Source organism: Enterococcus sp. 5H (genome assembly GCF_028128615.1).
Taxonomy (GTDB): domain Bacteria; phylum Bacillota; class Bacilli; order Lactobacillales; family Enterococcaceae; genus Enterococcus_L.
Genome location: NZ_AMDP01000002.1, coordinates 25,183 through 47,053, shown reverse-complemented (window position 1 = coordinate 47,053; position 21,871 = coordinate 25,183). Strand labels below are relative to the sequence as shown.

24 protein-coding genes are annotated in these 21,871 nt (G+C 34.4%); 8 read left to right on the top strand and 16 right to left on the bottom strand.

The window, feature by feature from the left end:
• Positions 1–16: 16 nt before the first annotated feature.
• On the bottom strand, positions 17–1,366 hold the full coding sequence (locus C240_RS00415) for a DEAD/DEAH box helicase (RefSeq protein WP_271489181.1): 1,350 nt from the start codon (positions 1,364–1,366) through the stop codon (positions 17–19).
• Between the two features lie 66 nt (positions 1,367–1,432).
• Positions 1,433–2,608, bottom strand: a complete 1,176-nt coding sequence (locus tag C240_RS00410) for a VanZ family protein (RefSeq protein ID WP_271489178.1) — start codon at positions 2,606–2,608, stop codon at positions 1,433–1,435.
• 156 nt (positions 2,609–2,764) lie between these two features.
• On the opposite strand from C240_RS00410, the gene C240_RS00405 reads away from it, so the two are divergent.
• On the top strand, positions 2,765–3,085 hold the full coding sequence (locus tag C240_RS00405) for a hypothetical protein (RefSeq protein ID WP_271489176.1): 321 nt from the start codon (positions 2,765–2,767) through the stop codon (positions 3,083–3,085).
• A gap of 67 nt (positions 3,086–3,152) precedes the next feature.
• Here C240_RS00405 and C240_RS00400 read toward each other — a convergent pair whose 3' ends face one another.
• The 4 genes from C240_RS00400 to C240_RS00385 form a co-directional block, all read right to left on the bottom strand.
• Positions 3,153–3,497: a zinc ribbon domain-containing protein YjdM gene (locus tag C240_RS00400; RefSeq protein WP_271489174.1), complete on the bottom strand. Its 345-nt coding sequence runs from the start codon at positions 3,495–3,497 to the stop codon at positions 3,153–3,155.
• Positions 3,498–3,597: 100 nt separating this feature from the next.
• Positions 3,598–4,440: a histidine phosphatase family protein gene (locus C240_RS00395; RefSeq protein WP_271489172.1), complete on the bottom strand. Its 843-nt coding sequence runs from the start codon at positions 4,438–4,440 to the stop codon at positions 3,598–3,600.
• 190 nt (positions 4,441–4,630) lie between these two features.
• Complete coding sequence (locus tag C240_RS00390; RefSeq protein ID WP_271489169.1) at positions 4,631–5,581, bottom strand: DHH family phosphoesterase; 951 nt, start codon at positions 5,579–5,581, stop codon at positions 4,631–4,633.
• 11 nt (positions 5,582–5,592) lie between these two features.
• Positions 5,593–6,924, bottom strand: coding sequence for a DRTGG domain-containing protein (locus C240_RS00385; protein WP_271489166.1), 1,332 nt, complete (start codon positions 6,922–6,924; stop codon positions 5,593–5,595).
• A gap of 371 nt (positions 6,925–7,295) precedes the next feature.
• Between C240_RS00385 and C240_RS00380 the strand changes: the two genes are divergently transcribed.
• On the top strand, positions 7,296–8,732 hold the full coding sequence (locus tag C240_RS00380) for an MFS transporter (RefSeq protein ID WP_271489163.1): 1,437 nt from the start codon (positions 7,296–7,298) through the stop codon (positions 8,730–8,732).
• Between the two features lie 88 nt (positions 8,733–8,820).
• Here the strand turns inward: C240_RS00380 and C240_RS00375 are convergent, their stop codons facing one another.
• Together C240_RS00375 and C240_RS00370 are read right to left on the bottom strand one after the other, a co-directional pair.
• Positions 8,821–9,657: a peptidoglycan amidohydrolase family protein gene (locus tag C240_RS00375; protein ID WP_271489160.1), complete on the bottom strand. Its 837-nt coding sequence runs from the start codon at positions 9,655–9,657 to the stop codon at positions 8,821–8,823.
• On the bottom strand, positions 9,641–9,856 hold the full coding sequence (locus C240_RS00370; RefSeq protein ID WP_271489157.1) for a phage holin: 216 nt from the start codon (positions 9,854–9,856) through the stop codon (positions 9,641–9,643). Before C240_RS00370 ends, C240_RS00375 begins: the two co-directional genes overlap by 17 nt.
• A gap of 162 nt (positions 9,857–10,018) precedes the next feature.
• On the opposite strand from C240_RS00370, the gene C240_RS00365 reads away from it, so the two are divergent.
• Positions 10,019–10,516, top strand: coding sequence for a serine O-acetyltransferase (locus C240_RS00365; RefSeq protein ID WP_271489154.1), 498 nt, complete (start codon positions 10,019–10,021; stop codon positions 10,514–10,516).
• A gap of 1 nt (position 10,517) precedes the next feature.
• Here C240_RS00365 and C240_RS00360 read toward each other — a convergent pair whose 3' ends face one another.
• The 6 genes from C240_RS00360 to C240_RS00335 form a co-directional block, all read right to left on the bottom strand.
• On the bottom strand, positions 10,518–11,315 hold the full coding sequence (locus C240_RS00360) for a hypothetical protein (protein ID WP_271489152.1): 798 nt from the start codon (positions 11,313–11,315) through the stop codon (positions 10,518–10,520).
• 24 nt (positions 11,316–11,339) lie between these two features.
• Entirely contained in the window at positions 11,340–11,870 is a 531-nt protein-coding gene (locus C240_RS00355) for a hypothetical protein (protein ID WP_271489150.1), read from the bottom strand.
• Positions 11,845–12,069 carry a hypothetical protein gene (locus C240_RS00350; protein ID WP_271489148.1) on the bottom strand — a complete coding sequence of 75 codons (225 nt, stop codon included), beginning with the start codon at positions 12,067–12,069 and terminating at the stop codon, positions 11,845–11,847. Before C240_RS00350 ends, C240_RS00355 begins: the two co-directional genes overlap by 26 nt.
• Before the next feature lie 273 nt (positions 12,070–12,342).
• Entirely contained in the window at positions 12,343–12,726 is a 384-nt protein-coding gene (locus C240_RS00345; protein WP_271489145.1) for a phage holin family protein, read from the bottom strand.
• A 248-nt stretch (positions 12,727–12,974) separates the two neighbouring features.
• Positions 12,975–13,397 (bottom strand): ArpU family phage packaging/lysis transcriptional regulator, encoded by a 423-nt coding sequence (locus C240_RS00340; protein WP_271489143.1) that lies wholly within the window; start codon positions 13,395–13,397, stop codon positions 12,975–12,977.
• Positions 13,398–13,432: 35 nt separating this feature from the next.
• Positions 13,433–13,738, bottom strand: a complete 306-nt coding sequence (locus tag C240_RS00335) for a hypothetical protein (RefSeq protein ID WP_271489141.1) — start codon at positions 13,736–13,738, stop codon at positions 13,433–13,435.
• A 275-nt stretch (positions 13,739–14,013) separates the two neighbouring features.
• Here C240_RS00335 and C240_RS00330 point away from each other — a divergent pair, with 275 nt between their 5' ends.
• The 5 genes from C240_RS00330 to C240_RS00310 all read left to right on the top strand — a co-directional run bounded on the left by C240_RS00330 (position 14,014) and on the right by C240_RS00310 (position 19,313).
• On the top strand, positions 14,014–14,391 hold the full coding sequence (locus tag C240_RS00330) for a helix-turn-helix domain-containing protein (protein WP_271489139.1): 378 nt from the start codon (positions 14,014–14,016) through the stop codon (positions 14,389–14,391).
• A gap of 4 nt (positions 14,392–14,395) precedes the next feature.
• Positions 14,396–15,073: an ImmA/IrrE family metallo-endopeptidase gene (locus C240_RS00325; RefSeq protein WP_271489137.1), complete on the top strand. Its 678-nt coding sequence runs from the start codon at positions 14,396–14,398 to the stop codon at positions 15,071–15,073.
• Between the two features lie 201 nt (positions 15,074–15,274).
• Positions 15,275–16,789 carry an immunoglobulin-like domain-containing protein gene (locus tag C240_RS00320; RefSeq protein WP_271489135.1) on the top strand — a complete coding sequence of 505 codons (1,515 nt, stop codon included), beginning with the start codon at positions 15,275–15,277 and terminating at the stop codon, positions 16,787–16,789.
• Positions 16,790–17,513: 724 nt separating this feature from the next.
• Complete coding sequence (locus C240_RS00315) at positions 17,514–18,644, top strand: baeRF6 domain-containing protein (RefSeq protein ID WP_271489133.1); 1,131 nt, start codon at positions 17,514–17,516, stop codon at positions 18,642–18,644.
• 468 nt (positions 18,645–19,112) lie between these two features.
• Positions 19,113–19,313, top strand: coding sequence for a cold-shock protein (locus C240_RS00310; protein WP_010760878.1), 201 nt, complete (start codon positions 19,113–19,115; stop codon positions 19,311–19,313).
• A gap of 98 nt (positions 19,314–19,411) precedes the next feature.
• On the opposite strand, the gene icd is transcribed toward C240_RS00310, so the two are convergent.
• Positions 19,412–20,689: an NADP-dependent isocitrate dehydrogenase gene (gene icd / locus C240_RS00305; protein WP_271489113.1), complete on the bottom strand. Its 1,278-nt coding sequence runs from the start codon at positions 20,687–20,689 to the stop codon at positions 19,412–19,414.
• Positions 20,686–21,831: a citrate synthase gene (locus tag C240_RS00300; protein ID WP_271489111.1), complete on the bottom strand. Its 1,146-nt coding sequence runs from the start codon at positions 21,829–21,831 to the stop codon at positions 20,686–20,688. The genes icd and C240_RS00300 overlap by 4 nt, the downstream gene beginning before the upstream one ends.
• Positions 21,832–21,871: the final 40 nt, after the last annotated feature.

Here is a 21,871-nt window from a genome sequence, read left to right as displayed (position 1 = left end):
ATCTTGCTGCTGATTTTTATTTATTGCTATTTTTTTTCGATTTTCTAGCCGTTCTCGTTTGCTGACGACGTTCAACTTTCCGTTTTTGTCGGTTACTTTCGGAAATCGCACGGTCAATTTTCTTTTTATAGCCCGGCTTAATTTTTTTCTTTTTCTTTTTAACTAAGCCAACTAACGTAGTATCTAAAACTTCTTGACTTTTTTCGCGCTTGGTACGACGATTACGGTCATAGGTATCAACAATTTCGCCATCTTTGATTTCTTTTGGATGAAACTCAATACCTAACTGCTCAACTTCAGAAATCGCTTCTTCATCAGCTGGTGAATATAGCGTAATTGCTGTTCCTTCTAAACCATTTCTACCCGTTCTTCCGACTCGGTGAATAAAGAAATCCAAATCACTAGGAACTTCTGCATTAATCACGTGAGAAACCCCTTCAATATCAATTCCGCGAGCAGCTAAATCAGTCGCCACTACATATTGAAACTCTAGATCCTGAACCTGACGCATCACACGTTTGCGCTCACGAGGTGTAATATCGCCATGGATTTTCGCAACTTTTAATCCTTGACCTTTAAGATACTCTGTAATTTCATCCACACGTTGTTTTGTGTTGGCAAAAACAATCGCTAAGTAAGGATGTCCAATCGTCAATAGTTGATAAATTAAACGGTTTTTATCTTTTCCTTTAGTAGAAATCAACCAATTATCGATGGTTTCAGAGATGATATTCTTAGGTTTAATATGTTCTACAACAGGATTTTCCATATATTTTTTCAAGAAAGGTTTTAACTTTTCAGGAATCGTTGCAGAGAAAACCAGCATTTGTAAGCGATCCGGCAAACGACCAGCAATTTGATCCACTTCTTCTAAGAAGCCCATATCCAAGGTCATATCTGCCTCATCAACAACAAAAGCAAAAGCTGTATGTGCTTTTAATGCCTGTTCATTCATCAAATCTAAAATTCGTCCTGGAGTACCAATCACCACATGAGGTTGTTGGTTTTTTAATTTCGAAATTTGGCGTTGTTTATCCGTTCCGCCGACAAAATTTGTCACACGAATCTCAGGTTGGCTAAATTTACCAATTTGAATGGCTTCTTGATAGATTTGATTGGCTAATTCTCGACTAGGTGCTGTAATCACAATTTGTACTTCATCTAGTTGAGGATTAATTTTATTCATTAATGGTAATAAAAAAGTATGGGTTTTTCCACTACCAGTTTGTGATTGCCCAATCACACTTTTTCCTTTTTTAATCACTGGAATCAGTTTTTCTTGTACTTCTGTCGGCTGTTCAAACCCTTTATCTGCTAATGCGTTCATAATAAAGTCGTTGAACTGAAATTGTTTAAATGAACTCATTTTCCTCACCTCTTTCAAACTTGTTGTGTAAGTCCTCATGCATTATAACATAAAAATCAAAATTCCTTAGTCGTTTTCTGCATTTTCTTCTCTTTTTATTGTACTGATCGTATACGTATGGCTGGCATTTTCATAAAACAATCGTCTTTTCCGCCGAATTAATACAACTAGCACATTGAGTATAAACAAACCCAGTAATAAAGCACAGAATAAAAATAACATTAAACTGACCAGCTGCAGCATCCGATTACTTGAATTCAGTAAGTCCGCTGAATCACTCATGTAAGTAGTTATCAAACCATAAACAAAATACAGATAGCCATAACGAACAAACAATGCTCTAAAACGGATTTTCTCACGACCTTCCTCAACTACTTGAATACGGACAATTTTTTTACCAAGCGTTTTGCCATTAGTGAATGTCGGCATCAACATAAAGACTAGAAAGACCATGATGAAAAACCAAAGTCGATTTTCTAACTCTGAATAACCTGCAAACCACGCTCGATAGGAAGGAATTAAATTGGCTAAGATCATCAGAATCATTTGAACAATACCAATCACGAACCAATCAATCAAGAAAGCTGCCAAACGTCTGTATAGACTAACTGATTGCCCCTTTTTATAGGCGGCTTGATCCAATTCATCTCTACTAGGAAATAAAAAGGTCAACATCGGCGTCACTGCATAACCGACAATCCCGCCAAGTGTATTATTGATTAAATCATTGACATCGGCTAAGCGATAGGGTCTTGGGTAAATAAAATATAGTCCAGTTAATTGAGTCAACTCAAAAAATAATGATAGCAAAAAACTAGCCAAAATAACTTTTTTAAAAGATAGCTTAAAAAAGTAGCGCAGATAAACACCAAAAGGTACTAACAATAATACATTAAAAAGCGGCTCTAACACTACTCCTTGTTTTAACGCTGGGACGAAGGTACTAGGATCATGAATATTCAAAACCGTTTCATCTAAAAAATGAACAATTGAATAAAAGGGCCGTAGTTCGATTATTTGACTCGTGTATTGGGCCACTTCATCACGCGGCGGTAATGGTAAAATAACCAAAAAATAAGCACACAGTAAGTAAAAAACAAAGGAATAAAGTATTAGTGCTTTCCTAAATAAAAAAGTGCCATATTTTCGATATTCATAGATAATAAAAATAAAAGATACTGCAAATGCTAAAAACGGAAAAATAAGCATTGCTGTTTTGATTGGTTCTGCATAAGCTGACATCTTGTTTCACTCCCTCACTTTTTAGTTTAGAGGAAAAAAACAGGTTTGTCATTTCAAAAAGTTGAATTCTTATCAAAAATATATATTTTGCAATTAGATCAATTTGCAGTATGATTACAGTAGTTAATTTTGTATTTTAGGTCAGGAGGTTTTGATATGTTAAATCCATATTTTGCGTTTGGTGTTCCAGCTTTTCTGGTGTTTTTATATATTATTTTTGCTATTATTCGAAAAAAAAGTAAACTTCACTATATTGGTTTTGTACTCTTATTGATTGCCACTTTTATGATGGCGTTTAGTTTTCAGGTTTTACAAGGTTTGTGGACTTTGGAAGATAACCACTCTACTGAGCAATTGAATCAATTAGGTTATTCACCAGAATGGTTGTGGCTGCCTTTGTTTTTGGGTGGTGTGTTAGCGATTGTGAATCTTTGGCGTGGGGTGAAAAGAGTTCATTCGTTTCGGGAAAATACGTAAAATCAGCGGAAAATCAAGAAAGGGACAATTGTCAGAAAAATTCTGATTATTGTCCCACTCTTTTAGTCTAATTCTTCTTCACAAATTCAGATTTCAATTTCATCGGACCAAATCCGTCAACTTTACAATCAATATTATGTCCATCCGCTGCATCTACAACTAAACGAATACCTTTAACTTTCGTTCCTTGCTTGATTGCGCCGCTCGCACCTTTGACTTTCAAGTCTTTGATGACTGTTACATTATCACCATCAGCTAAAATATTGCCGTTTGAGTCTTTAATGGCAGCCGCCACTTCTTCTTTTGACTCCGCTGGTGACCACTCATGTCCACATTCTGGGCAAATGATCATGCCGCGATCCTCATAAGTATAGGTTGAGCCACATTCTGGGCAACTTGGTAAATTTTCCATTTAGATTCTCCTTTAAACTATTGTCATCTCATTCTATCGCACTTCCAGATGAAAGGAAAGCCCTAGTTAAAAGCCTGAAATTAAATCAGTCCGTCAATGTTTATTTGCTTTCTGCTCCTTTTTCAACATACGAAAGATCATTCACACTATCAATTGTATAGTTACCATCTTTATACGTTACTTTAGAGACACTAGCATTCTTTAACCCACCATCCGGTAAATCAGCCTTTGCATCTAATTCACCTAGTAAAGTGATAATACTCATTCCATGCGAAACGACAAGAACATTTTTGGCACCTTCTTTTTGCGCATCCTTTACAAGATCATCTAAACCTTCTGTTAAACGAGTTACAATTGTCTGGCTATCTTCTGCAGGCCAATTCACTCCAGGTTCAACATTTTTCTTATCTAAATCAGATAAAATATCTGCAAAGTCAATAATCCCTTTGTAAAAACCAACTTCTTTCATCCACTCACTGTATTCTTCATAGCTTTGACCTTTAACTTTGGCTACCGCTGCTTGCATATCTTCATTCATTTGTCCTTCATACGTACCAAAATTGTATTCTCTTAAACGTTTATCTTTGGTCATCGCTTTGATTAGATCTTCCTGCCCATTATTTTTTAAGACAAGTTCAGCTGTTTCAATAGCGCGCCCGCTATCGCTTGTTACGACTTTATCAAAAGTTACATCCGTCAGACCTTTGCCTAATTGTTCTGCAACTTCAACGCCAGCAGGGGTTAATGGTGCATCAATCCAGCCTTGAGAACGATCTACTGTATTTAGCATTGTTTTACCATGTCTAGCCAAGTAAATAACAACCTCAGAACTTTCTTTCGGTTTTGTTTCTGCTTTTTTCTCTTCATTAGCTGTCCCACTGCTACATCCAGCCAATACCAGCGCCATCATTGCTACACCAACAACCATTTTTTTCATTTTCATCCTATTCTCTCCTCTATCATTTCCTTTTTTGTTAAACAATAGACCAACCGTCTTCAAAAAGAAAAACCTAACTATACCAAATAAATGATCTGGCATAACTAGGTTTAGCTTGTACTGAAACAATCACTATCCGTTATTCAACTAAGTAAAGTATATCGGACGAAGATGACGTTGTAAACACTTTCATGAATTATTTTTTATGATTTTTGCATAATTGTTGGATTTCTTGATATATTTCTGCAACTTCGTCCAGGTTTTTAGCATTAGCACCGCTAGCTAGAGGATGTCCTCCACCATGATGTTTTTTTGCCAACTCATTAATCACTGGTCCTTTAGAACGCAATCTCACACGGTAATATCCTTCAGGTTGTTGCACAAAAATACCCCAAGCAAGAACTTCATCAATCACGCCTGGTAACGAAACAATCGCTGCCGTTTCTGAATCGACAATTCCATATTCAGATAGCAATGATTGCGGTAAAATGACTTTTGCAGCACCATTTTGATCAACTTCAATATTTTGATAAACATAACCTGCTAATTTTGCTACACTCATTGGAATTTGCTCTAATTCCCGATTTAAATCTGTTGGATTAAAATCATAGCTCATCAATTCAGCTGCAACTTTTAACGTGTGTGAAGTGGTAGCAGGATATAAAAAACGTCCCGTATCTCCAACAATTCCAGCATATAAAAGGCGAGCCGCTGCATCATTCAGCACTAATTCATCTTGATGATGATTATAAAAATCATAAATAATTTCACTACAGCTGCTGGCTTCAGTGTTCACCCAAACTAGATCACCATAGGGTTCGTCGTTAGGATGATGGTCAATTTTAATTAACTTAGCTCCTAAAGTATAGCGATCATCACTTATTCTTGGAGAATTTGCGGTGTCGGTGACTATCACTAATGCACCTTGGTAAACATCATCAGCTACCTCATCCATTAACGCTAAAAATTCCAAACCTTCAACTGGTCCGCCAACTTGATAAATATCTTTGTCAGGAAAACTAGTTCTCAAAATCTCAGCAAGTCCAACTTGGGAACCTAATGCATCTGGATCAGGTCTTTGATGTCGATGAATAATAATCGTTTGATATGCTTTAATTTCAGTTAAAATTTGATCTGTAACATTCATTTTACTTCCTCCTAAGTCCGCTCCATCACTTGGCAAACAACAATCGCTTTGGCAACTAATGCATTTTCTAAATAGACTTCAATATCTAATTTTGCCGAACGACGCCCGATTTCCATTACTCGTGGACGAATATCTAATTCACTTTCTAACTGAATCAATCGTAAATAATGAAGACTCATTTGTTCAATTAATACATTTCTGCGCTGATTAGTAATCATTGTCCGTTGGGTCACATTTGCAATAATTTCACTCAATACACCAAAGGAAATTGTCCCAACACTGTTTACCATTTGTGGTGCAACTGTAAATTTAAAATGAGGCTCATCTGCTTTGCTGCCTTCTATCCGCTCTTCAATCGGCATCACTTCACCTGAAATTTGGTCAGAAATCGTATCAGCAATTTGCGGCTGCCGCTGAACCAGTTGCATTGCTTTCATCACATCTTGCCTAGAAACAAAACCGACTAAAGATAAATCATCTTCGACAACTGGCATCACTTCTAATCCGTCCCAGATCATCTGATGACTAACACTAGCTACACTCATCATTTTTTTGACCACAATTGGATCTTTCGTCATGACTTTATCCATCATCAATGTTTCATTTTTTCCTAGAACATCTTTTGCTGTAACAATCCCAACTAATCTTAAGCTTTTATTTACAACAGGAAAACGAGAATGCTGCGTTTTTTCAGATAATTTTTGATAATCAGCAATAGTATTCGTTGTATATAAATAATTGGTTTTTTCAAGCGTTGTATAAATATCGCTAACAAGCATAATATCTTTTTTAATCAACTGATCGCTTAAAGCGCGATTAATCATTGTGGCTACTGTAAATGTATCGTAAGTCGTTCTTAAAACCGGCATTCCAAGTTCATCTGCCAACTCAGCAATTTCATTTTCAGTGTCAAAACCACCCGTAATTAATACAGCTGCACCATTTTCCAAAGCCAATTTTTGAACACCTTGGCGATTCCCAACAATCATTAAAGACCCAGGAGTAATGTAGCGTGTCATCGCTTTTTCGGTCATTGCTCCAATAACAAACTTGTTTAAGACTTTATCCAAACCAGCTGATCCGCCTAGGACATCGCCCTCAATAATTCGTACAACCTCGCCAAAAGTTAGTTTTTCAATATGTTTTTTTAATTTTCGCTCAATCCGAATAGTACCGACTCGTTGAATCGTTGAAACTAAACCAATATTCTCAGCGTCTTTAATCGCTCGGTAGGCAGTTCCTTCACTCACACCAAGATTTTTGGCAATACTTCTAACCGAAATACGATCACCAATTGGCAATCCTTCTATATACTTTAAAATTTGATCATGCTTTGTAGCCATAACGTCCTCCTATTTCAGTTGTTCCTTATGCGTCTAAACATTTACTACAGCCTTCTATTTATCTGACGGCGTTTTCAAATTTCTTGATCTCATTGATATCTGTCTTAATTCTAAACAAATCTATCCTAATCAGGACAGTAACTTCTTTCATGTCAATTGGCTCTATTAAAAAGTATAACAAAAAAGCAAAGATTTTAGTACAGTTAATCTCAATTTAGTATAACAGTTCTTAAACAATCAGAGATGGATGACGTCCGTTTATCAATAAAAATGAGTTCTCCACTAATTTTCAGTGTTTTTTCACTGACATTTTTTCAAAAAAAAGAGTATGATATTAAAGGACTGTTTACATTTTTAAGGAGATGAAGTATATGGAATCAGTGAATAGTTTTCAAGAAAATCCTGTTGTACAAAAAAATCGTTGGTGGATTTTGGTCTCGGTGGCGATGTTTACTTTTATGTCAACATTAGATGCAAGTATCGTAAATATTGCCTTACCGACGATTTCTAAGGATATGAATGTTCCGATGAATCAATCAGAGTGGATCGTTTCAATCTATTTAATGATTGTTTGTTCTTGTTTATTGTTGTTCGGTAAAATTGGCGATAGCATTGGCAAAATTAAAGTTTATCGAATCGGTACCGTGATTTTTACAATTGGGTCTTTATTATGTGGATTTAACCACTCATTGGCTTTTCTTTTGTTTGCCCGTATTGTCCAAGGATTCGGTTCTAGTATGACAATGGCAACTAATTCAGGGATCATCACAGAAGTTTTTCCATTTAAAGAGCGTGGAAGAGCATTGGGTTCGATTGGTGCGTTTGTTTCGCTAGGTTCAATTGCTGGTCCCGGTATTGGCGGTTTAATTCTTTCACAATTTTCTTGGCCTTATATATTTTGGATTAATGTACCTGTTGGGATTATTACTATTATTATAAGTGAAAAATTCTTGCCGAAAGACATTATCAAAAGTGGTAAGTCGGTTGATATGGCTGGGTTTAGTTTATTCGCAGTATTTATTATGGCTTTTTTTGGTGCAATTTTTATTGGACAAGAAATGGGCTTTTCTGCATTATTATCTTTAATTTTATTTGCATCGGCATTAATTTCTTTTGTCATTTTTATTCGTGTAGAAAAACGAATCAGCAATCCACTTATTACTTTCTCAATTTTTAAAAATAAAATTTTTACCATGAGTTTGATTACAGCTGTTTTAATTTTTGCTTCAAACTTTTTTGTAAATGTTGTGATTCCTTTTTATCTTCAAAACTCTAGAGGTTTACCAGCGAATCAAGCTGGTTTACTGATGATGGTCTTTCCTTTATTGATGGTTGTCGGCTCACCGATTAGCGGTTATTTAACAGATAAAATTGGAACCAAACTTTTGACTTTTGCAGGCTTGGTTTTGTTATCCATCACTTCTTTGATGTATATGTTTTTAAATCAAGGAACACCTATTTGGTATTATATTTTAGCTACCGCAATTATGGGGCTTGGAAATGCTTTATTTCAATCACCAAATAACACGACAGTAATGAGTAGTGTTTCCAAAGAAGATTTAGGGGTAGCAGGTAGTATGAATTCATTCGCTCGAAATTTGGGTATGGTTTTAGGGATTGCTTTGGCAACAACAATCCTGTACAACGCAATGAGTAGTGTCTACGGTCAGCGTGTAACTACTTATATTAGTGAACGTCCAGATATTTTTATTTTCGGGATGAGAATTACCTTTTTAGGTTCGTTTATCCTTTGTTTAACTGCGTTAGGATTAACCTTGCTCCGCTCAACTAAAATGAAGAAAAAATAGAAAAAACTGAGAACTAGTCTAGTAACCTTCAACTGTTAGAGAAAATAATCTAATAGTTGAAGATCACTTATGATTGGTTCTCAGTTTTTTAACCCAAGTCCTGTTCCAATACCCAGCTCATAATCTCTTTTAAAAGATAAGCTTGTTTAGAATTTGATTGTTTGACTTGTTTAACTTGGGAAATAGTGTACTTCTTATTTTTGACCCAACTTGGAATTGCTTGTCCTGTCTGATAATGAGTGGCTTTAGGTAACAAAGTTACTGTTTGACCTACTTGAAAGTTCGATTCACTTTGTACAGCCGGAATGACAACCCAAGTACCGGGAATTCCGCTTTGTTTGGTTACATTTGTTGCATTTTTAAATGTATTAAATACATAATACGTACCAGCCGTGACGCTTGTCTTCACATTTTTTCCTTGAATAGCATCATCTGCTGATGTAAATCCATGAAGATTTTGGGATAAAGACACTGTTTTAGTACTTGTTTGGGAAGTTGTATTAACTAGTCGGTAATAATAAACAGGTAGTCCACTTGCATCACCCATTCTGCCAGCTGCTTGCGTTTCAGCAATTCCATTCGATGCATAATTGCAATGAATAATTCGATCGTGAAAAGTAAAAATACCTGTATGACCCCCAGCTCCACCGCTGCCGTTTTTATGACCTGCAACAAACAGATCCCCACGTTGGACTTGCTGACGAGTAATTGATTGCAATAACTTACCTTCTAAGCGATATAGACTGTCTGTATTTCCAATAGCCGTATTTGCTGGTAAAAACCCACCTGTAATTAATGCATAATAAACAGCAGAACTACAATCATAGCTATTAGGTCCATTGCGTGAAGTCATCGAATAGGTTACCTTTCCTTGCCGATCTGACATCCATTTAATCATAGCTTCTATACTAGCCAACCCTACCACTCCTTTTGTCTGATTTTTTGTAATGTACCATACTATAAAACATAATCGATCCTAGAATTATGGTAACAATAGTGGCGTTTTTGATTATACGGTCAGTTCCTTCCCATTCGTAGGCTATATCTAACAACAGTCCACAAGCAAACAAAACTGCTAATATAATCCATTTTATTTTATTATAAGTTACGTTTGAAAATCTCATTTTATTTTCCTCCTTTATGGTGATTTAATTTTCTGTCTATAGTGATCCCAATTACTAAACTAAACTCAACTCTTCAATCATCATTTTCAATATAGTTCATTTATGTTATATATTTTTTTCTAGTGATGACTTATAATTGATAAAAAGGAGTGAGGTGATTTGATGTTTGAAAGTATCAAACGGGACTTTCATACTAATGAAAGTGTAGTCAGTAAATTAATAATTATAGTATATAGATTTGGAAATTTTATCTACTACAGATTCAATGTTCCAGTATTAAAAAAAATATTTTGGATCATTTACAGAATAATAGATTTCATCTTCAGATTTTTTACTCACTGTGAGATCCCGGCAAAAGCAATTATCGGAAGCGGTTTACGAATAGATCACAATGGAAACGGTATCGTTATACATCCCGATGTTAGAATGGGGAAAAATTGCCGTATTTTCCATCAAGTAACAATTGGTGTTGATTCATTTGCTACTGGCGAATCATATGGAGTAGCAACTATTGGAAACAATTGTTATATCGGTGCTGGTGCTAAGATCATTGGTAAATTAAATATTGGAAATAATGTGCGAGTTGGAGCAAATGCGGTTGTTATTAAAGATGCACTTGATAACAAAACTTTAGTTGGTGTTCCTGCAAGAAACCTATGATTTAAATATCAACCATTATCTTGATATCCTCTTCTGAAACGCCATAATCAATTGGCTTATAGAGTATATCGTCATTTGGTGTGCGCATAAAGCATCTGCTGCCGCTTTTAGTTGTTATTACAGGAAATCCTGTCGCTGGTCCTTTTGTACGCATACATAACACATAATAAACAGAATTATCAACGATTACTTTCCCATATCCAAATTGAAAGTGAAATCCGTTTTTAGGATCACGAATATCATAAGTGAAATTAGAAAGTCCTGATCCACAATAGATTTTAATGGAACGATTTAGAGAGAAGCTAATATTGAGTGACAGTTCTCCAGCAAAATTGGGCATTACTCCTAATACGAACCAATTGTCTTCAAAATTCTGCATGTCCGTTCTAATTAAGAAATCATCATTCGAATCCCTAATATATTGAGATAGATATGGATCAAAAAAATATATATTATGATTTTTCAAAATAGAATTCTTAAACTGTGTTCGCATAAAAGTATCATACCCTACAGGAATATTTGCATTAATCAACTTGTAGTTGTCTTTTTTAATATCAAACAATATGTTGTTAACTACTAGCTCCTGACTGTTTATCAATGATCGGTCTCTTTTAAAGAAACTTGATCCTACTGAGTCGAGATAGGAAAATACAAAACTATTGTTGATTAAGAGACTCGGTTTATTGACACCTGTATAAATGCAGGTGTCAATGGTATCAAAATATACATTATCCAAATAAAACGTAGCATTACAGCCAATTCTAATACCAACTGTATCTGAAAAATTATCTACTCCCATATCCTTTGCACCATCGGTTACTTGCTACAAAAAGTGACATTGGGTAATATAATGACCACCTGATAAAGTATATATTGAAGTATTACAGCCATATATGAAAACATCTGAAATTTTACAATACATGCACTCTTCAGCGATATATATGCCATAATTTTTTTCATTTGATGATAGACCTTGTATGTGAACATCTGATATTTTTGTATCTGCAGATCCTGTTCCTTTAAAGTGATTAGAGCAATGAATGTATATGTGCTTATCTTTACCTTTAAATAAATTTACATCTTTAATAAATACCAATTGCTTCAATCCATTTATTTCTATTCCCACACCCACATTAGTACAATCAATCTGTCCACCCGAAATATAGCTAAACCGTCTTAAAGATTTATCAAAGGTCAAATCAACATCTACAAAACCAATCCTTAGAATACTACCCAAACTCTGTTCTGTTTTCAGTACCGCATTGGGGCTTAGCACTAAATTTACATTATGGTCATATCGCCATGGAAGATCTATAGTTTGAGTTAAATTATATTCGCCATCTGGAAAGAACATTTTTAATTCCTTCTTTAGTAACATCCAAAATACTACTGCTATTTCCTCCTATGGAAATAAAATCCTTACTTTCATAATCTAGATCAGCCTGTTTTATATCAGATAAGCTTTCAACAGTTTCTTCCTGCAAATCATCATTATAAAATTTAAGGGTAGCTAGATTTTTAGTATCTGCATTATGAATTGTTGCTTTTACCACCTCTATCGCCTCCTTCTAACCTGTTAGTAAATCTCAAGAATCGTGATGCTGATTTGAACATCTAAAATTTATCTCTGTTCCCTTATTACAGCTAACAAAAGTCCTACATTTATAAATGTATAATAAATTAAGTCATTGCAATCACATTTATTTGAAAGGCCGGGACAGAAGTTCTAAACCTCAAGAAATAAGCAGATTTTGATTCAACCTTCACTGTTTATTCAAGGATAGTCTGTGGGACAAACCAATTAATCACAGATTCATCGCTTCTCATTATTCGTCGTCCTTTCCTTTTTTAATTGTTTTAATAAAGTCTTCAAACAATTCTGTTCCAATGCCCATTTTTTGATAGTTTTCAAAAATAGATTTAAGTTCCATCAATAAATAACCTACATATAAAACATAGAGCAATCCGACCCCAGCTCCACCAGGTATCAGTGGTGCAAGCGGAACAAAGAACATCAATAACACCATACTCGCTATTTTTCGCAGGATACCATTAATTCCAACTTTACTTAAAAACTTTATTTCTGAATTAATTTTTGCAGCCAAACTGCCGCTCAAAAAATCAATAATCATCGCCACACAGATTAACGTTAAAACATAAATTGCTTTATGATCTGCATCGACTAAAAAATGTTCTAAAAAGTCAAACATTTTAGTAATAACCCCTTTTCTTTTCCTATATTTTTTGTTGAAAAATTTCAATAGTTGTTGTTGTTGACTTATTATTGAATAAATCAAGAATCAAAATTACTCCTCAGCACCTCCTTTTTTATTAAATGCTTAGTAGTTAAATAGAAATGTCGATTTCACGTTATGATTGAACAGCTTTTAACTACTAAGTGATTACATTTTACGATGATTCCAGTTAATTGAAGACTCAAATTCCTCCCAATAATTCGTCACTTTTCTATTAAGAGCTCTCCGTTTTCATATGCTTCAGCAAATCGAATCAGGGCTTTGTCTATTTCCCGATAAAATTTACTCTCACTCATATGATGTTTCATATAAATAGCAATATTCGTTGTGTAGCTGCGATCCATATATTTGTCATATAACAATTCGCGATCATAACTATCTAATTGGTTCATTGCTTCCATTATTTTACATAGTTCATTTTCTGCTAATGCTTTTCGATTCAGGATAGTTGTATTAGTTTGTTCAACTTTGCGGCTGATATTTTCCATTTCAAAAAAATATGTTGTAGTGATTTTTGGAATATGATTTCTTCCTGCGATTCTTGCTAATGCCCTATAATTATTCAATAGTTCATGCGCTTGTTTTTTCGTTTTCTTTCTATCAACTTCTGGAAATAACAACATCATATATCGACTCCTTTTATTTTTTTAGCAACTCGGTATTACTTAAACTCGTATTTTCGACCATATTTATCACTATTCCCTGTTTCTAAATAGTCAAATAATTGATCGCTAGAAAAATTAAATTTGTACTGAACTTCTTTCATATTTTGATATTCTTTACATTTACCACTAGGAAAAGTTACTGTAATTATTTGATCGTTTGTTTGCTCAAGTTCATCTTCTTGAAAAATTGAATGGCTGATCTCTTTTACTTTTTTCTCAGCTTCTAAATCACCTTGTTCAGCTAAGTTTAAATAATGGATTAACAGTTTACTTTTCATTTTCCGTTCAGAAACTATTTTCATATACTCTCCTCCTTTCTTTAAGAATAAATTAGCAATTAAGATAAAAACATTGACTGTTATTAGCATCTACGCTATTATATATGTATAGTTAAATAAGCTCTCTTCTAATATTCTCTATTTCTTTTTAGAAAATAGCAGATAGAACAGTCTTGATTAACTATTCACTGATAAATTAGCTTATAAGACTATATTAATAGCTTAAAAGCTAATTGTCAACAATAAATAGCTTAAAAGCTAATGTTTTTTTCATTTAAGCTTATGAAAGGTTGAAAAACATGAGTTTAACTAACAGAATTAAAGAGCTGGCTGACCAGAAAAAAGTTACTTTTGCAGAAATTGAACGTAAAGTTGGTATTTCTAATGGTCAAATTCGGCGCTGGGACACTTCTTCTCCTAAAATTGAAAATATTCAAAAAGTAGCTGATTACTTCGATGTTTCTACTGATTACTTATTAGGAAGATCAAGTAACACTTCTATTGAAGGAACTGTTCAGGAAGAAAGTCTTTCTTCTCAAATTATGTTTCGGATGAATACTGAAGGTCTATCAGAAGATGAAGTAGACGAATTAAAAGATGAAGTAGATCGATTCTTACGTTTTAGAAGATCTGAAATCGAACGTGAACGTGAACGAAAACAAGACGACAAGGCGTGATTGGATGACAGAGCAAATTGATGAATATCTTAGTTTTTCAGATAAAATAAATGATTATATTTCAGCAGTTATGGTTGCAAATGCTATCGGTTATGAAGATTATGAGTATTCGTATATTTGGGATTTCGTAAAAGCTAAAGGCGTTTCAATGCGTGGATTCCCTTTTGATGGTGTAGCAAGAGATCGTATTTCGGGTATGATTGTCAAAGATCCCTTAGAAACTACAATTGGTTTTAATCAAAATATGAGTGAAAAAAGAAAAAACTTTACTATCAGCCATGAAATCACTCATTTTTTGTTCCACATGAATGAAAACAACACTATTTTTACAGATACCGAGCGCAGTCTTCATTACTCATATAATGAAGTTCTGCATGAGTTTCAAGCAAATATTGGCGCATCTGCCATCTTAATACCAGATATTGTCTTGTTCCGCTATTTGAAACAAGGATGGAATTTAGCCCAGCTCTCTAGTAAATTTGGCATTTCCGAAAGTGCGCTTTATGTCCGTTTAATTCAGACAATGCAGGCTAATTTCGGTGTCTCTTTTGTCGCGGCAAAAATAAATGCGGATAATATTCGGTATAAATTTAGTGGTAAAGGACAATATTGTGCAACCGAACTCGGTACAAATTTGGAGAATAAACTTTACAAAACAAACCGATTTATCGAAGCCTTGTAAAAAAAATCCAAAATATTTTTTGGTCTTTAGATCACTTCTCTTTTGATAAAAAAAGTTTATTATGTATATTTAAAATTTGATACTGTCGATGAAACTCTAAAAGTTTTGTCAACAGTATTTTTTTATAATAGTTTCTTCAATAGATAAAACAAAATCATATGTTATAATAAGTAATAAATAAATTACCAAAAGGAGATATTTATGAAAAAAGGACATTTGGTTTTGGCTGCTTATTCTGTTTTTTGTCTTAGCGTAGGCAGTATCGTTTTACCTGGCGGACTAGCTCTAACTACAATACAAGCAGATGCTGCAACATCTGTGAGCTCTATGGCAACATTTAAAAATCATGGCGAAGTAATTATGAGTGAAGCAGTCAATGTTGGTGAAAAACAAGATATTTTTGTTTCTGGAACTATTGATAGAACGGCTGGTATTTACTATGTACAACTTTGGGTCAAAGGCACCTTAATTAGTGAAAACAAAGTGATTGATAATGTGCCGGATCAAGGTAACTTTTTCTTTGAATTACCGATCAACGATAGTATTCATTCTTTGAATGACAAAGTCAAAGTAGTCGGATTAACAAAATCCAAAGAAATTGTTGATGAAGCGGAATGTGTATTGCAAGAAGGTTCATATACACTAATCGCAAATGAGTTTACTCTGATGAAAGATCAAGTTGTAACTGGAAATGCTGATTCTGATATAGCAATTGTTGAACTAGCATTGAACGGTAGCGTTATTGACCAGCAAGTTGTTGATTTTGATGAACAGTTTACCTTAGATGCTAAACAATCTATTCTATTTTTAGATGACATTGTTGAAGTAATTGGTTACGACGATTCCGGAAAAGAGTTAAAACGTATTACAGTAAATGTGAATCCGATCAAATTAGATATGCAACTAAAAGATTTTACTTTTGGTAATCGATTAATTGAAGGCACTGTTAATGGTGAAGGTGCAGCTAAAGTTATTCTCTATGTCAATAATCGACGTCAGGGAAATGCTTTAAATTTAAAAGCTGATGGCACATTTAGCCTATCTGCTAAAACAATCAAATCACTAGACGATGATGTAAAAATTGCTGTGCTAAATGCCGCTGGTGCAGGGATCGGCCGTTTCAATGTTACCATTAATCCAAACGGTTTCTCAAGACCATTTATCGGTCAATACTCAGATAAATTAAGTGCTACTCCTGGTGAAAATGTTGGATTCCAAACTTCGTTTAGAAATTATGGTTTTAAAGATGAATTTGGTTTAGGTTCTGAAACAATCCCTACAGCCGAATGGATCAAGCCTGAATTTTATTTCTATTATCAAAAAGATATGGAAATTGCTTCATTCACTATGGGGAATGGCACTGATTGGGCTCCTTTAGTTCAGATAACTAATCTGGATCCAGATAAAGTTATTTTGACCGATTTGGAAAATCGCGTATTTGATGGTACAGAATACAAAGGTTTTAAATTATCATTCCAATACAATCTTGAAGTTAACAGTTCTTTTGGTGGTACTTTCTTAAGTGCTTGGTTGAAAACACCTGTAAATAAAACGAACGATGTATCCGTTATTGCTTTTGGAAGCTCAGACTCTAAAGTAACAAACTATAAGCCTATTGTGAGTGCTTTTAAAGATACGAAAAACTTAACTCAAACCAACAATCCTAATAAATTGATTTTTGGGCATAAAAAAACTAATTATAGTGTATCTTACTAAACTAGTACAAAGGATTATTTATAAGTTGTAGTGGTAAAATTTAAATTATTTCCCCAACCTCTGTACATTAACAGTAATTATGTTGATGTATAGAGGTTTTATTTGTTTGATTTTTGGGGCATAGTAAAAAACATTAAAACCAAATATGGAGGTGTTTTTAAGCACTTTTTAGTAATGACAGATGGTGACTGACCTATATCAATTAGTTACAACAACCTTAATGGTAAGTACAGAAATCGGTATAAATATTGGATTGAACATTCATCCAAGTAATTTAATTTTTGCACTGTAATTTTATCCCTAAGCTCTCAAAATAAATATGTATCAAACACTTAGGTCAGAAGAAAATCGTCTCAGTATTAGATACGTATAATCAGCTGTGAAAATGCTGATTATAAATGAAAATCGTCATAATTAGCTTTAAAAACATAAAAAAACCACCACTGCCGTCGCACGTGGTGGAAATGAAGGTTGTTATTTACTCTTGGTAGGAGTAAGTATGAAAAACCAATTCGGGATAATTGGCATGAAGACATACTACCATCACTACTTAAAATAGAAATGAATAGCCATTTTGTATTTCATAAAAAAACTATGAGGAATTACTCATATAAATCTTTATAAAGTTCCTTCACTTTCAAACCATTTTAGTTCCAACATTTTTCTGCCTGTGCTACACTTTTATTAGTAGTAAGGAAATGTTTCAATTTAGGAGGAATGTATTATGTTAGATCAAGAAAAAGACAATGTATCTGTTCTGTTCTCTGACGAAGTCCAAGGTCCCTTTGTAACATTTATTCTAAACACACATGTCGCTCACCAAGATGTTGAAAAAGACTCTCTTGCATTTAAAAATTCTGGTAAAGCTGCTAAAATTCGCTTTGAAAAAAAGTATACAGATTTATCTTGGGCACCTTTTCAAGATAAAATTGATGTGCTGCTTGCAGATGCTTCATTCTGGCGAAATGCAACAAAGAGTGTGTCTATCATACTTAGCGAAAACGATATTTTTATTCATCGATTACATGTTCCAGTTGGCGATCAGTATTATGTTGATGACCAACCTTATTTATTAGGAATTATAAAAAACAATCAATTTAACTATAATTATTATTTGATGGCATTGAATCGCGATTCAATGAAGCTCTATCTGGTTGAAAATAATTCGGTAAGACTGCTAGACCTACCGAAAGATGCGCCAACTGATTTGGTTAGTACACTAGGTGATGAGTTAACAGGTGGCAGTATGAACTATTCTATTCAAGGTGGAACAGGTTATAACGGTTCTTCCAAAGAAGGGGTGGCCTATCATGGTGTTAATACAAAAGATGAAGAAGTCAAAATTGATTGGACGAACTACTACCAAGCAATAGACAGTTATCTTAAAGATACTTTTGCAAATCCGGACAATTTACCGATACGTCTATATGCATTACCTGAAAACCAAACATTATTTAAAAAACTAGCTAAAAATCCCTATTTGAAAGATGATGCCAGTGTAACATCTTCTCCAGCACAAGTATCATTTAAGGATATTGAAAAAGGCGTTGAAAAAATCAATTCCACATTGGAAGAAATTGAAACAAACAGTTACAACCGTTTACTAGATAAAAAATTCGCTGACCAATTTACTGACATTGTTCCAGCAGCTGAAGAAGGAAAAATTTCACATTTATTTATTTCTACTGCCAATTTAATTGACGAAGCAACAGAAATGTCTAATGAAGAATTTGACCGCAGAAAAGTCTTAAACAAAGTTACAAATACTGTTTTAACAACTGGTGGAAAAGTCTTTGTATTAGATCAAAAAGCTTCTCCCGATGAAAAAACGTTAGTAGCGATTCTTCGTTATTAATCGGACAATGGACAAGAGCCGCCAACAATCATTGTTGGGCGGCTCTTTAATTAAGTTGATTAAATATTTTATTAGCTAAAAACCATGTAAAACTATCTATTAGTAGAGACAAAACCATTCTCATCTAAACAATTTGAACCCTTCCTACTTTCAAATCTATGCAGTTCCAAGACTGCGCCTTCGGAATAGATTTCTGCGATATAACTCTGTCATTACTTTCATATTTAATGCTCAATACATCTATACTATAACAGAAATAAATTTTTTGTGACAATTAATCTTTTTTTCTTAACAAATTCTTTATTTATTAAAGGGTTATCACTATGCAAACATTCCAGAATATGCTATAGTAAGAGAGTAGTTTTTGTTCGGTAATATATGTGTAGCTGTTTCAAATAAACATCTTCCACATTTTCACCTTTCAAGTAATTGCAAAATACGTGTTTAGACACAAGGAGGATTTTTATTATGGAAACAGGTACAGTAAAATGGTTTAACTCAGACAAAGGTTTTGGATTTATCACTGCAGAAAACGGTAATGATGTATTCGTACATTTCTCAGCTATCCAAGGCGACGGATTCAAAACTTTAGAAGAAGGTCAAGCAGTGACTTTCGACGTTGAAGAAGGCCAACGCGGACCTCAAGCTACTAACGTTAACAAAGCTTAATTTAACTTTAGTATTCTCAAAACCTGACGATTAATCGTCAGGTTTTTTTATTTAATAAAAGCTGAGTTCAGGATGCAATTATCCTGAACTCAGCTTTTTCAATTTTCTTTAATCAATCGAACCAATTCTTCACCAAAACTTGAACAACTTAATAAATTTGCATCATGCATCTGCTCGTAAAAATCTTTTGTTACGGTTTTATTTGCTATAGCGGACTCAATATTTTCAACGATTAATTGCCCTACTTCTTGCCAGCCTATATAATTAAACATTAATGCCCCAGACAGTAATAATGAAGATGGATTAAGCTGATTCAAACCTGCAAATTCTGGTGCGGTTCCATGGGTAGCTTCAAAAATACCGTGACCTGTTTGCAAGTTCAAATTAGCGCCAGGGGCAATCCCAATTCCGCCCACTTGTGCAGCTAACGCATCTGAAATATAATCACCATTTAGGTTTAAAGTAGCAATCACATCATAGTCTTCTGGGTGCAGTAATATATCCTGAAGAAAAATATCAGCGATCCGATCTTTGATAATTAATTTTCCGTCTTTTTTCGCTTGTTCAAGTTGGTACTCAGCTTCTTCTTTACCTTTTTCAGTCTTAATTTTATTATATTTTTCCCATGTAAAAGTTCTATCACCAAATTCTCGGTCAGCTAAAGCATAACCCCACTTTTTAAAGCCACCTTCTGTAAATTTCATGATATTGCCTTTATGGACAAGAGTGACTGATTCACGATTATTTGATAGAGCATGTTCAATTGCTCCGCGAACCAGTCGTTCTGTTCCATCTTTGGAAACTGGTTTAATACCGATGGCAGATGTTTTTGGGAATCTGATTTTTTCGACACCAAATTCTGCTTTTAAATATGCAATCACTTTTTCTGCTTCAATACTCTCCGCTGGAAATTCAATTCCCGCATAAATGTCTTCTGTATTTTCACGAAAGATAAGCATATCTGTTTTTTCAGGATGTTTTAATGGGGAAGGCACGCCTTCAAAATAGCGTACTGGGCGAAAACAGATATACAAATCTAACTCTTGTCTAAGGGCAACATTCAAGGAACGGATACCCCCGCCGATCGGTGTGGTCAATGGACCTTTAATTGCAATCAAATGACTTTTTATGTTCTCCAGTGTTTCATCCGGCAGCCAGTTACCAGTTTGATTGAACGCTTTTTCTCCAGCCAAAATTTCTTTCCAGATAACTTTGCGTTTTCCTCCATATGACTTTTCTACTGCCGCATCAAAAACATTTTTTGCTGCCTGCCATATTTCTGGTCCAATTCCATCTCCTTCAATAAATGGAATAACCGGATAATCGGGTACAACTAACTTACCATTTTCAAAAACAACCTTCTCACCACTTTTCATGCTTCCATTCCTCCTGATTGCAATTCAGTATCAATTTTACTGTAACTTAGATGCTTTGGGCCTACATAGTGTGAACGTGGACGAATTAAGCAGTCTTCTTCCTTTTGCTCGTGAATATGACCTAACCAGCCCGACACACGGCTCATTGCAAAAATTAGTGTAAACAAGTCACTATCAATATCTAAACAATGATAAACCGTAGCAGAATAAAAATCGACATTCGGTATCAGACCTTTTTTGTCTTTTAAGTACCGCTCTACCTGACATGATAGAAAATACCATTGTTCTTTTTGGGTTAAGGCTGATAGTTCTTTTGCTAATTTTTTTAAATGCTTTTTGCGGGGATCTTCCGTTTTGTATACACGGTGACCAAATCCCATCACCTTTTCTTTACGATCCAGTTTTTGATTCAAGTATTCTTCGACACTTAAATTTCCAGCATTAATTTCTGTCAGCATATCGAAAACTCGTTCATTTGCGCCGCCATGCAGTGGACCTTTTAATGATCCAATCGCCGCTGTAATACAAGAATAAACGTCTGATAATGTGGAAGCGCAAACTCTAGCCGTAAATGTGCTAGCATTTAAATCATGATCTGCGTGTAGAACCAAGGCTTGATTCATAGCAGTAATCTGAATTTCATCTGGTTCTGTTCCAGTCAGCATATACAAAAAATTTGCAGCAATTGATAATTCGGCTTTGGGTTCAATTGGATCTAAACCTTTTCTTAAGCGTGCATAAGCCGCAATAATCGTCGGCATCTTCGCTTGCAACGCAATACTTTGTTTGTACGTTGATATAAGATCTGTTTCTTCAGCATTCGGATCAAAAACTCCTAATAGTGAAATCGTCGAACGCAATACGCTCATTGGATGAAGATTTTGCCGTGTTTGGATTTTTAAACAAGTTACGATTGTTTCTGAAATAGACATTTGTACAGCTAAATCTTGCTTAAAATCAGCTAATTCTTGATTTGTTGGGATTCTCAAATACCAGAGAAGATAAATTACTTCTTCATATTGAACATTTTCAGCCACTAGATCATCGATGTTAAAACCTGCAAATAACAATTGATTTTCGACAATTGAACTAATTTTTGTTTCAGAGACGACAACACCATCTAATCCTTTATGAATCTCCATCCAAGTCCCTCCTTCAAATAAACACCAATAACTAAAAATG

Bases quoted from the DNA above. Each gene is read 5' to 3' on its own strand.
- icd (WP_271489113.1), bottom strand. From the start codon at position 20,689: ATGAAAAGTGGTGAGAAGGTTGTTTTTGAAAATGGTAAGTTAGTTGTA.
- C240_RS00315 (WP_271489133.1), top strand. From the start codon at position 17,514: ATGTTAGATCAAGAAAAAGACAATGTATCTGTTCTGTTCTCTGACGAA.
- C240_RS00340 (WP_271489143.1), bottom strand. From the start codon at position 13,397: ATGATGTTGTTATTTCCAGAAGTTGATAGAAAGAAAACGAAAAAACAA.
- C240_RS00360 (WP_271489152.1), bottom strand. From the start codon at position 11,315: ATGGGAGTAGATAATTTTTCAGATACAGTTGGTATTAGAATTGGCTGT.
- C240_RS00320 (WP_271489135.1), top strand. From the start codon at position 15,275: ATGAAAAAAGGACATTTGGTTTTGGCTGCTTATTCTGTTTTTTGTCTT.
- C240_RS00345 (WP_271489145.1), bottom strand. From the start codon at position 12,726: ATGTTTGACTTTTTAGAACATTTTTTAGTCGATGCAGATCATAAAGCA.
- C240_RS00390 (WP_271489169.1), bottom strand. From the start codon at position 5,581: ATGAATGTTACAGATCAAATTTTAACTGAAATTAAAGCATATCAAACG.
- C240_RS00410 (WP_271489178.1), bottom strand. From the start codon at position 2,608: ATGTCAGCTTATGCAGAACCAATCAAAACAGCAATGCTTATTTTTCCG.
- C240_RS00385 (WP_271489166.1), bottom strand. From the start codon at position 6,924: ATGGCTACAAAGCATGATCAAATTTTAAAGTATATAGAAGGATTGCCA.
- C240_RS00380 (WP_271489163.1), top strand. From the start codon at position 7,296: ATGGAATCAGTGAATAGTTTTCAAGAAAATCCTGTTGTACAAAAAAAT.
- C240_RS00405 (WP_271489176.1), top strand. From the start codon at position 2,765: ATGTTAAATCCATATTTTGCGTTTGGTGTTCCAGCTTTTCTGGTGTTT.
- C240_RS00415 (WP_271489181.1), bottom strand. From the start codon at position 1,366: ATGAGTTCATTTAAACAATTTCAGTTCAACGACTTTATTATGAACGCA.
- C240_RS00355 (WP_271489150.1), bottom strand. From the start codon at position 11,870: ATGTTCTTTCCAGATGGCGAATATAATTTAACTCAAACTATAGATCTT.
- C240_RS00335 (WP_271489141.1), bottom strand. From the start codon at position 13,738: ATGAAAATAGTTTCTGAACGGAAAATGAAAAGTAAACTGTTAATCCAT.
- C240_RS00370 (WP_271489157.1), bottom strand. From the start codon at position 9,856: ATGAGATTTTCAAACGTAACTTATAATAAAATAAAATGGATTATATTA.
- C240_RS00365 (WP_271489154.1), top strand. From the start codon at position 10,019: ATGTTTGAAAGTATCAAACGGGACTTTCATACTAATGAAAGTGTAGTC.
- C240_RS00400 (WP_271489174.1), bottom strand. From the start codon at position 3,497: ATGGAAAATTTACCAAGTTGCCCAGAATGTGGCTCAACCTATACTTAT.
- C240_RS00300 (WP_271489111.1), bottom strand. From the start codon at position 21,831: ATGGAGATTCATAAAGGATTAGATGGTGTTGTCGTCTCTGAAACAAAA.
- C240_RS00310 (WP_010760878.1), top strand. From the start codon at position 19,113: ATGGAAACAGGTACAGTAAAATGGTTTAACTCAGACAAAGGTTTTGGA.
- C240_RS00395 (WP_271489172.1), bottom strand. From the start codon at position 4,440: ATGAAAATGAAAAAAATGGTTGTTGGTGTAGCAATGATGGCGCTGGTA.
- C240_RS00325 (WP_271489137.1), top strand. From the start codon at position 14,396: ATGACAGAGCAAATTGATGAATATCTTAGTTTTTCAGATAAAATAAAT.
- C240_RS00330 (WP_271489139.1), top strand. From the start codon at position 14,014: ATGAGTTTAACTAACAGAATTAAAGAGCTGGCTGACCAGAAAAAAGTT.